Origin of the sequence: Flavobacterium chryseum (assembly GCF_004362015.1) — a bacterium.
In the GTDB taxonomy this organism is placed as follows: Bacteria; Bacteroidota; Bacteroidia; order Flavobacteriales; family Flavobacteriaceae; genus Flavobacterium.
Genome location: NZ_SNWW01000010.1, coordinates 136,171 through 146,551, shown reverse-complemented (window position 1 = coordinate 146,551; position 10,381 = coordinate 136,171). Strand labels below are relative to the sequence as shown.

The following is a 10,381-nucleotide window of genomic DNA, read 5'->3' as shown; positions in this document are numbered from 1 at the left end:
TTGTTAGCGTTATCTATCTCATTAACAGTAGAATATCAACAAATAAAAAAGGGACAAAGAAGACTTTTTCTTCTTTGTCCCATGTAGTAGCGGGAGCGGGACTCGAACCCTGCTGATAAAAAACTAAAAAAAAACTTATTTCTAAAAGTTTCGAACCTAAACTCGTTAGATGTTGATTTTGTTGGATTTCTTTTTTTTTAAAACACCATTTGCCACGATTCTGCCAACAAAACTTTAGACTGGAGAATATCGTTAAAAACCGCCTTAACTTTTTGTGGCAAAAAGGTATTTACTCCAAATATACTGAAGAAGGTTTGTGCAATATAATCAAGGACTCAGTAATTTTCTCTGATCGATATTCTGCTCGTTCGTTGGCAAGGTTTGTTTTCAATTCGTTAATGGGCTACGGATTATTGCCAAATTTGATGCAGACAAAAAAATGTTTCAAGATATAGTCAATGTTAGTCTTTCAACTTTGAGAGCCTGATATTAATACTATTAGTTTTGTCAATTCATTTTTTTTCTAAGACATGAATTACTTTATTCTTGGTGTCCCATATTGTAATGTACTGTGATAAAAAAGAATGGTCAAGAGTGAGTGTGTTTTTTTCAGTTATTCCCAAAGGCTTATGTGCGGGGCTATAATCTTCTTTGTCAATCCCATAAAGGTTTACGGTTAAACGTTCATCGATTTTGATGTTATACCAATTATAAAGCGTACTGGGTTCATCATGAAAATTTTCAATATCTCCTTCATTTTTTAACTTTTCATAATACGAATCCTCTATAGAAAAACTACCTTTTCCACCCGCCGTATCAAATGTTATCAAAAGATCAGTTCCTTTATGTTGTATTTTGATCATTGGGTGATTGTCTAGTTTTCGTGTAAAATAGGGTAGTGAGGTAATGTAATTTTTATGATTTTTGATGTCATTCCAATTCTCAATATCCTCTTTCTGTTTATAGAAAGTGAGTTCATATCTTAAGTAATCAATTTTCATGTCATAGCCTTCAAAATAATCAAAGCCCATCTGACCAATAACTGTACTAGAAATTTGCTCAAGAAAATCAAAATTATTACCCTTTACATTTTCTAAAGAGCTATATACATTAGTTCCAACTTTGATTTTATCAATTAGCGGATATTCGAGTACTTCATACTTTTGTCCACTTGCAACAAATCCAGAGCCTACTATTTTGGATTTAACTCCAATCACTTTTTTAGAATGAATGGAAAAAGCTTTGCTATTTCCCGTATCAAACATCCAATGACCTTTTACTCCATTGATTTCCCCATCAATAAAAGGCCAATCATCAATAAGAGTCACTGGTAATTTTACCACGTCTCCCTCTAAATAAATGCGTTTATTTTCTTGAGCATAATTGCTAAAAGATGTAGTAGCAAAGATGAAAAGTACGAATTTTAGTAGCTTCATTATTATTATTATTATTATTAGATATAACGAGTAGGGTTTCTATAAATTGCTCTAATTTAAAGCAAAAGATTTAAGATCCTATCTTGTACTACTTACAGTTCTTTTTCAACCTCTATTCCTATTTTGCCATAGAAGTTTTCATCACCTGTTTTATATTCCAATAAACTGTGTGCTTTACCAATCTCTGATAATGGAAAGACTTTATTTAAAATAGGCTTTAACTTTTTGGTCTCAACCAATTTCGTTAACTCAACCAATTTATTTCTATTTTGACGTGTAAATACAAAATGATAAGTCGCATTTTTCCCCCAAGCCGCAATAAGGTTCTGAGGTTTTTCTATATCGACCAATGTAACTACCTGTCCCAACTGATTGAGTATCTTACCACTATCAGAAAGTGTATTTCCTCCTATGGTGTCAATGATTACATCAACTCCTTTATTGTTTGTCAATTGATTAATTACCTGAATATAGTCTTCAGTTTCATAGTCAATCACAAAATCAACTCCCAATTCAAGAAGAAATTTATGATGGGCTTTTCTAGCTGTAGTATATACAATAGCTCCCATGGCCTTAGCGATTTGAATGGTTGGGATTCCTACCCCACCAGCACCACCATGTATCAAAATGGATTGGTTAATTTTGAGCTGTGCTCTGGTCACTAGCATTTCCCAAGCTGTACCTGCTGCAAGGGGAAGTGTTGCCGCTTCCAAATGGGTAATGTTTTTTGGTTTTAAAGCTATGATAGACTCATGGGCAACATGAAATTGTGCATAGCTACCGTATCCCTTAAAAATCTCAGGGGTATAATACACTTGATCGCCAACTTTAAAATTTTCGACACCTGGTCCAAGTTCAACTATCACTCCTGAGACATCATGACCTGTAATAACAGGTAAAACCAATTCATTTTTGTAATCCCCACGACGTACCTGGAAGTCCAAAGGATTTACAGAAGTTGCATAAACTTTCACCAAAACTTCCTTGAATTTAGGTGTTGGTGTTGGTATTTCTGCAATTTCGAAATTTTCAACAGAGCCGAACTCTTTTAACAATGCTGCTTTCATAATTTATTTATATTAATTATTTATACTATTAGGTTATTATATTATTAGGTAAATACCTAATTATTAAATTAAATTTTTTTTTATAGTTTATCCTTAATATGTTGTGCTAAATCTTGTATTAATTTTTCATTTCTTTTATAATACGTCCATTGTCCTTTTCGCGTAGCAATTAAAATTTTCGCAGCAGACATGGTTTTTAAATAATCAGAAACAGTAGGAATAGACATAGCCGCTTTTTTTGCTATATCGGATACACATACACCCAAGTTTACCGTTTCTTCACTCAGTTCTTCCTCCGGAAAATATTTAAAAGGATCTTTTAACCATTCTAAAATATTTAAACGTGTCTCATTTGACAAAGACTTTATGATATCTAATAATTCCATAATTTCATTAAATTTACGAGTACAAATTTAGGTAATTACCTAAATACCTACATTGTGATTAACAAAAATTTGTGAAATTAAATTTTATTCAGTGTGTACACAGCACTACTTGGTTTTCATTTTTCCAATAGTGCCAAACATACCCGAGATACATTTTTAATCAGATTTAATTCAAATTCTGTGGCAGTTTTTCTTGGCAGATAAAAGTGCCACGATTCTCCATAGAAATTTCGGGCATTTTTATAAAGTTTGAAAACTGCCTTAAAAACAAAAAAGCTGCAAATCCTTGGATTTGCAGCTTTTATATATATTTTGAATTTACTGAAGATTTTAATTTTAGCAATGAAATTTTCCATAAAAAAAGTCCTAATTTTCATTAGGACTTTTTGGTGGGGAGAGCAGGATTCGAACCTGCGAAGTTTTCACAGCAGATTTACAGTCTGCCCTCGTTGGCCGCTTGAGTATCTCCCCGGATCTCAGCGTTGTTGCGCTTTGTTGTTCTAAGCGGTTGCAAATATATAAACGTTTTCGGGCTTTACAAACTAAAATTGAAATTAATTTTAAGTTATTTTTCAATTACATTTTAATTCATTGGTATTGAATAAAATAAAAAAATCTCCACTAGGGAGATTTTTTTGTTTTATTCTGAATATTGGTATTATTTAGCTAAAAGCTCTAAAATTTTTGCTCTTAATTCAGGACCTCTTAAGTCTTGAGCAACTACATTTCCAGATGCATCAAGAATAAAAGTTGCCGGAATAGATTCAACGTTATATTGTTTTGCAATTGGTTCGTCCCAAAATTTCAGGTTCGAAACTTGTGTCCAGGTTAAACCATCTTTTGCGATAGCTTCTTTCCACTTACTAGCTTCTTTATCTAAAGAAACCCCAACAATATTTAATCCTTTAGAATGTAATTCTTTATAAATAGCAACAACATTAGGATTTTCTTTTCGGCATGGTCCACACCATGAAGCCCAAAAATCAACGATAGTTACTTTACCTAAGCTTTGTTTAAGCGAAATTACTTTTCCTTCAGGATTTGGTGCTGAAAAATCTGCTCTTCATTTAGCGCTGCCAACAGGAGGAGCTGTTGCACCAACCGCAGGCATTTTTGCTTGACCTAATTTAGTTTTAATTTCTTTACCAGGAGTAGTAGTTTTTAATGACTCATCAAGAGAGTTATATAGAGTTTCTACTCTCTTAACATCAACACTTGGATCATTTAACATACTTTGGATAATCAAAGCAGAAATTAATGATTTTGGGTGACTTTCAGCATAACCTTCATATTTCTTTTTAGAATCTGCTTGTACTTCTGTTTGAATAGCCATGTATTCTTTCATCAAACCATTGATAGTTGCTGTATCCTGAGCTTGTTGAGCAGTTTGCATTTTCTGAGTGTTCTTTTTCTGAAAATCAACTAATTTTTTCTGAGTTTTTGTAAGATCATCATTGAATTTTACGTACTCATCATTATTGTAAGTTCCAGAAATTTTAGATTTATGGATACTATCTTTGTCGATTGCAATTTTAATTTCTCCAGTTTCAAGGATAAAAGGAATTGGTCCGTTTGCACCTTGAAGAATTAAAGTATGAAAAGCTGGTTCAGTTACTTTTCCTTTTATTTCAAATTTACCATTTTCAACCTTTACTGTATCAAGAGCTAATGGCATTTTTGTAGTTGGGTCCTGACCTTGAAGAATGATCGTTTTTCCGTTTTCAATTCCTGTTGCAGTTCCTGTAATTAGGTATTCTCCGTCTTTAACTTTACTGCATGAAATTATCGCTACAGAAGCGGTAAGTAAAAAAAGTATTTTTTTCATTATAAAAAATTAATTAGTTAATTGATTTGTGCAACAAAAGTATCTAAAATTATAAAACATAAAGAATTTTGTAACCTAAAATTTTGTTATAGTTTTTTCATGTCTAATTAACATGTTTTCAGCGTGTTTGTTGATAAAATTAGACTTAAAATTTTCAATTATGTAATTATTTTCAATTAAAATACATAATTTTTTAAATTTTAAGCATAAAAAAAGCACTCTGTTGTCAGAATGCTTTTATTGATAGTATAGTGTAAATCTATTCTTGATTTGTTTTCTTTCTCCATGTAAAAGAGTTCAGAATGTGTCTTTTTGCGAATCTACCAGGAGAATCAGCATTTACCATTTTCACGTAAGTTGCTTTAGGAACACTAATGTATTCGTAAACACTTCCGTTAGAGAAATCGATAATTAAACGACCATCAACAAATTTATAATCAGTAATTGTTGCAGTCGCGATAGTCTCAGTATATTCAGGTAAATTTGCTTTAATCGTTTCAGGATTAATACTTACCAAAAAGTGATAAGCTTCAATAATAGCTTTACTTTTTTCTTCTGCAGCTTTCAAACCAGCTTCATCACCTTGAAATTTATCAGGATGAGATTCTTTCATCGCATTACGATAAATGGTTTTTAAATCTTTTAACTCTGCAGTTTTTTCTACATTTAATAACTTGCGGTATTCAACTATTTTTTTCATAAATAAGGTAACTACTTGTCTATTAGTTTGAAATTAAAATTAATTGTTCAAAAAGACAAATTTTTTGCAAAGGTACACTTTTTTTTAACTTTTTACTTTTGATAGAAAAAATATTCTAAAAAGTTATTTGTTAAATGTTTCAAGTGAAAAGTTAGATGTGAGACGTAATACTAAATAATTTTTACCGCAAAGAACGCGAAGCCTTTTGTATATGCTTAGTTTTATAAACGCAAAGTTCGCAAAGCTTTATGTTATTTTAGCTTTGCGAACTTTGCGAGAATCTTTGTGTTCTTTATGGTTAAATTCTTTTTCTCATTTCAAACCTGAAACCTGAAATAAATAAAACCTGAAACAAAAACTATTATTTCTCTTCCGGCTTATTATTGGCTTTATGGAAGTTTTTAGATTTTTTAGGATATTTGTCATAACTGATATCACTCGGGTTTTCGATAACAGATTTAATTGTAATCAATTCACCTACCGTGTGATTAGTATGAGCGATTTTATAATCTAAAAGATATTCTCCACAGAAATAATTGTTGTTTTCATCTTTTTCTATGATGCCGGTATAAACTCCTTTTTGCAACATTTTTTCGTGTGAATCTTTAGACATGACTTTTTTATTTAAAATTGAAGCTGCAAAGTTAATCAATTTATGTTTGTTTTAGGGAGTTCTTTACAATCTCAGTATATTTGCACATGCAAAAAAACTTTAAGCCACATCCAAATTCTTTCAAAAACACCTTTTGTGTTTTTCATGAAGTGCTTCCGGTTGAAATTGAAGGTTTAAAGAAACAGTTTGAAAGTAAAGCAGGAAGTACCTATTATTATACCGAAGCAGGAATGTATCGTGTTTCGAATCATTGGGGAAGACTGGCTAACAGTAAATGGCGTTTGGTAGCGCGAGAGCCCGAAACCGAATCGAAAACTAAAATAGGTTTTGCCAATTGGAACGAATTTTATCCGGATAATGCCGAAGAAAAATTATATTATATAGAAGCTGATTTTGATAACAATACTGTAAATTATCAGCACAGGAAAAATCCGAAATACGACCAAAAAGCAATTCTGAGAACGAGTTTCGAGACCACCAAACGGATCAAACAAATCAGGAATTTACAGCAGTTAACTTCCTGGGCAAAATATTTTGATTATGATGATATTGATGATTTAAGAATGCAAATTATCAATGAATTAATTTACACAGATAAAACTTTAGAAGAAATTAAAAGAGAAATATAATGGGACGCAACAACGAAAGGAATATCAAAAAGCACAACGACAAATTGCACAAAGCCCAAAATAAAGTAAAACAGGCTGAAATTGCACGTAAAGAAAAGCTGAAAGAGATTATAAAAAAGTTCAACGAAGACAAAAAAGAAGAATAATAAAAAAAGCTTTGCCACGAATTTCACAAATTAACACGAATTAATTTTGAAATTTGTGTTCAATACAGATTAAAAATTAGTGCCAATTTGTGAAATTCGTGGCAAAAAAACAACAATATATATATGAGTAAATTCGAAGATTTAAAAGTAAGTGTGCAGGAAATTATAGATTTAATCGCTGCAAAAAACGATAGAGAAGCCAATAATAAATTGCTTGAAGTAAATGAAACTTTAGACGAAATGCTTGATCATGCTGAAGAAGATGAAGATTTGAGAGAAATTAGCCGTTATCAGGTTTTATTGAATCAGTTACATGTAAAAATTAACGGCGAAGAACAAGTTGATGGAGAATAAAAAATGCTTTTGCGATACAAGTTTACTATTAGAAAATTGCTGTGCATTGTATCTTGAAAACAATCAAAAAGCTCCGACAGCGTTGGCTTTAATGCGATCGAGATATTCGGCTTATGCCACTCAAAATGCTGATTATCTTTTAGAAACGACTCATGTTTCGGAAAGACAACATTATTCTAAAGCAGAAATTTTAAAATGGGCGACGAGCAATAAATGGCAAAAATTAGAAATTCTAAGTTCATCTGAAGATACGGTTGAATTTAAAGCCTATTTTTTGGATTCAAATAATAAACCTCAAACGCATTACGAATTTTCTACTTTTAAATTTGAAAATAACGCCTGGTATTACCTTGACGGAAAGTTTGAATAATTGCTAAATTTATAAGGAATTTCGACCTGTTTTGGGTTAATATTTTAACTAAAAATTAATAAACGTTTCTTTTTTCGTAATTCTAAAATAGTGTAATTTTAGAATTATGAAAAACGAATTTAAAAAAGGTTTTTATTTTAAGTCGTACGAAGCCCCATTTCAGTCTCCGTTTGAAAAACTTTTTGGTATATTCAAAGAGCTAATCACCCATACTTCGGGGGATTTTGATGAAGCTATAGACTGGCTTCGGGAGTTAGATAAAGAATATAAACTGACGGATGAGCACTACACAATCGATGATTTTATCGAAGATTTAAAAAAGAAAGGTTACATAAAAGACGAGGTTAAAGAAGACGGAACAGGAGGTTTTGGTATTACTGCTAAAACAGAACGCGCCATTCGTCAACAAGCCTTAGATCAGATTTTCGGGAATTTAAAGCGTTCCGGAAACGGAAATCACAAAACAAAACATGCCGGAAATGGCGACGAACATACCGGAGAATTCCGTGAATTTAATTTTGGTGACGGTTTAGAGCGTATTTCATTGACAGAAAGTTTGCGAAATGCACAAATCAACAATGGTGTAGAAAGTTTCATGCTGACCGAAAATGATTTGGTTGTCGAAGAAACACAATACAAAGCCCAAATGAGTACGGTTTTGATGATCGATATTAGCCACAGTATGATTTTATACGGCGAAGACAGAATCACGCCTGCCAAAAAAGTTGCAATGGCTTTGGCTGAATTAATCACAACGCGTTATCCAAAAGACACCTTGGATATTTTAGTTTTCGGAAATGATGCCTGGACAATTCCAATTAAAGATTTGCCGTATTTACAAGTTGGACCTTATCATACCAATACCGTTGCAGGATTGCAATTGGCGATGGATATTTTACGTAGAAAACGAAATACAAACAAGCAAATCTTCATGATTACCGACGGGAAACCAAGTTGTGTTCGCGAAAAAGATGGTTCATATTATATGAACAGTAACGGACTCGACGAATATATTGTTGATAAATGTTACACTCAGGCGCAACAAGCCAGAAAATTACACATTCCGATTACGACATTTATGATTGCAAATGATCCGTATTTGCAGCGTTTTGTGAATCAATTTACAGAAGCCAATCAAGGAAAAGCATTTTATACAGGACTAAAAGGTCTTGGTGAAATGATTTTTGAAGATTATGAGACTAATAGAAAGAAAAGAGTGCGTTGAGTTAGGTTCAAAGCTGCAAAGGTTCAGAGGGACAAAGGTTTTTTGACAACGCATAACGTAGAGACGCACAGCAGTGCGTCTTCGCAGAGGAATTTCACAATGCATTTCATCTGCAAAAAAACAAAATTATAAATAAATTGATATTTCAATAAAATGGAAATAAACAACATAAAAACATTAGGCCAATTAAAAGCCTCAGGATATAAAAGTGTAGGTATAAAAGACGAATTGCGAAATAATCTTCGTGAAAAAATAAAATCAGGAAAACCAGTTTTTGAAGGCGTTCATGGTTTTGAAAATACTGTAATTCCAGAATTAGAGCGCGCTATTTTGTCTCGTCATAACATTAATTTATTAGGACTTCGCGGTCAGGCTAAAACACGTCTGGCTCGAAAAATGGTAGAATTATTAGACGAATATATTCCGTTTGTTGCGGGTTCTGAAATCAATGATGATCCATTAAATCCAATTTCACGTTTGGCAAAAGATCTTATTGTTGAAAAAGGAGATGAAACGCCAATTGAGTGGTTGCACAGAAGCGAGCGTTTCTTCGAAAAATTAGCTACGCCGGATGTTACCGTTGCCGATTTAATTGGAGATGTTGACCCGATAAAAGCCGCGAATTTAAAATTATCGTATGCAGATGATCGCGTTATTCACTTCGGAATGATTCCGAGAGCAAACCGTTGTATTTTCGTTATTAATGAATTACCTGATTTACAAGCAAGAATTCAGGTGGCATTATTTAATATTTTGCAGGAAGGTGATATTCAAATTAGAGGATTTAAATTAAGAATGCCTTTGGATATGCAATTTATCTTTACGGCAAATCCTGAAGATTATACCAATCGTGGAAGTATTGTTACGCCATTAAAAGATAGAATTGGTTCTCAGATTTTAACACATTACCCTGAAAGCGTTGCCATTGCAAGAACGATTACAGAACAGGAAGCTAAATTAGACGAAACACAGCACAAATTAGTGTATGTTCCAAGTTTAGCAAAAGATATTCTGGAACAAATAAGTTTTGAAGCTCGTGACAGCGAATACATCGACAATAAAAGTGGTGTAAGTGCCAGAATGAGTATTACAGCTTTTGAAAACTTAATGAGTACAGCAGAACGCCGTGCTTTAAAAGCAGGTGTTGATAAAACAACTTTACGTTTGTCTGATTTCATCGGAATTATTCCTGCGATTACCGGAAAAGTAGAATTAGTTTATGAAGGAGAGCAGGAGGGAGCTGCTTCAGTAGCACAGAATTTAATTGGCTCTGCCATTAGAACTTTATTCCCAACACTTTTGCCTAAAATTGAAAAGTTAGAAAAACCAGATGCAAAAACGCCATATTCTGATTTAATCGAATGGTTTTTCGCAGAAAGCGGTTTCGAATTATTAGATGATGCAACTGATGAGGAGTACAAAAGTATTCTGGATGAAATAACTCCGCTAGAGGTTATAGTAAAAAAATACCAGCCTCAATTAGATAAAAATGATCAGTATTTCTTCAAAGAATTTATTTTATGGGGATTGGTTGAATATAAAAAATTAAGTAAAGATCGTTTTGCACAAGGACATCAATTTAAAGATATGTACGGAAGTTATATTAGTAAATTGTAGTTTTTATAGAACC

Annotated in this window: 12 protein-coding genes, 1 tRNA gene and 1 pseudogene; 6 read left to right on the top strand and 8 right to left on the bottom strand. The window is 32.5% G+C overall.

From position 1 onward, the window contains the following. Nucleotides 1-512: 512 nt before the first annotated feature. From EV143_RS18100 to EV143_RS18065, 8 genes and pseudogenes are all read right to left on the bottom strand, one after another. Nucleotides 513-1,436, bottom strand: a complete 924-nt coding sequence (locus tag EV143_RS18100; protein ID WP_133509349.1) for a hypothetical protein — start codon at nucleotides 1,434-1,436, stop codon at nucleotides 513-515. Between the two features lie 92 nt (nucleotides 1,437-1,528). Then, a complete protein-coding gene (locus EV143_RS18095) occupies nucleotides 1,529-2,503 on the bottom strand; it encodes a zinc-dependent alcohol dehydrogenase family protein (protein ID WP_133509348.1) in 975 nt (324 codons plus the stop codon). 80 nt (nucleotides 2,504-2,583) lie between these two features. Further along, complete coding sequence (locus EV143_RS18090; RefSeq protein ID WP_133509347.1) at nucleotides 2,584-2,889, bottom strand: ArsR/SmtB family transcription factor; 306 nt, start codon at nucleotides 2,887-2,889, stop codon at nucleotides 2,584-2,586. A 387-nt stretch (nucleotides 2,890-3,276) separates the two neighbouring features. Beyond that, nucleotides 3,277-3,360 (bottom strand) — tRNA-Tyr (locus EV143_RS18085). Between the two features lie 187 nt (nucleotides 3,361-3,547). After that, nucleotides 3,548-3,934: pseudogene (locus EV143_RS22010) on the bottom strand (TlpA family protein disulfide reductase); the annotation flags it as partial. An 18-nt stretch (nucleotides 3,935-3,952) separates the two neighbouring features. After that, entirely contained in the window at nucleotides 3,953-4,714 is a 762-nt protein-coding gene (locus tag EV143_RS18075) for a DUF4369 domain-containing protein (protein ID WP_133509346.1), read from the bottom strand. 259 nt (nucleotides 4,715-4,973) lie between these two features. Beyond that, nucleotides 4,974-5,414 (bottom strand): KTSC domain-containing protein, encoded by a 441-nt coding sequence (locus EV143_RS18070; RefSeq protein WP_133509345.1) that lies wholly within the window; start codon nucleotides 5,412-5,414, stop codon nucleotides 4,974-4,976. Nucleotides 5,415-5,775: 361 nt separating this feature from the next. Continuing rightward, nucleotides 5,776-6,027 (bottom strand): hypothetical protein, encoded by a 252-nt coding sequence (locus EV143_RS18065; protein ID WP_133509344.1) that lies wholly within the window; start codon nucleotides 6,025-6,027, stop codon nucleotides 5,776-5,778. Between the two features lie 86 nt (nucleotides 6,028-6,113). Between EV143_RS18065 and EV143_RS18060 the strand changes: the two genes are divergently transcribed. From EV143_RS18060 to EV143_RS18040, 6 genes are all read left to right on the top strand, one after another. After that, a complete protein-coding gene (locus EV143_RS18060; protein WP_133509343.1) occupies nucleotides 6,114-6,656 on the top strand; it encodes a hypothetical protein in 543 nt (180 codons plus the stop codon). Then, complete coding sequence (locus EV143_RS21540) at nucleotides 6,656-6,802, top strand: hypothetical protein (RefSeq protein WP_089075917.1); 147 nt, start codon at nucleotides 6,656-6,658, stop codon at nucleotides 6,800-6,802. Before EV143_RS18060 ends, EV143_RS21540 begins: the two co-directional genes overlap by 1 nt. A gap of 123 nt (nucleotides 6,803-6,925) precedes the next feature. Next, complete coding sequence (locus EV143_RS18055) at nucleotides 6,926-7,156, top strand: hypothetical protein (protein ID WP_133509342.1); 231 nt, start codon at nucleotides 6,926-6,928, stop codon at nucleotides 7,154-7,156. After that, the gene (locus tag EV143_RS18050) at nucleotides 7,146-7,526 is read left to right on the top strand and encodes a YchJ family protein (RefSeq protein ID WP_133509341.1); all 381 of its coding nucleotides are present in this window, start codon (nucleotides 7,146-7,148) and stop codon (nucleotides 7,524-7,526) included. The genes EV143_RS18055 and EV143_RS18050 overlap by 11 nt, the downstream gene beginning before the upstream one ends. Before the next feature lie 106 nt (nucleotides 7,527-7,632). Beyond that, complete coding sequence (locus EV143_RS18045; RefSeq protein WP_133509340.1) at nucleotides 7,633-8,751, top strand: vWA domain-containing protein; 1,119 nt, start codon at nucleotides 7,633-7,635, stop codon at nucleotides 8,749-8,751. Nucleotides 8,752-8,904: 153 nt separating this feature from the next. Further along, nucleotides 8,905-10,368 (top strand): AAA family ATPase, encoded by a 1,464-nt coding sequence (locus tag EV143_RS18040; RefSeq protein WP_133509339.1) that lies wholly within the window; start codon nucleotides 8,905-8,907, stop codon nucleotides 10,366-10,368. Nucleotides 10,369-10,381: the final 13 nt, after the last annotated feature.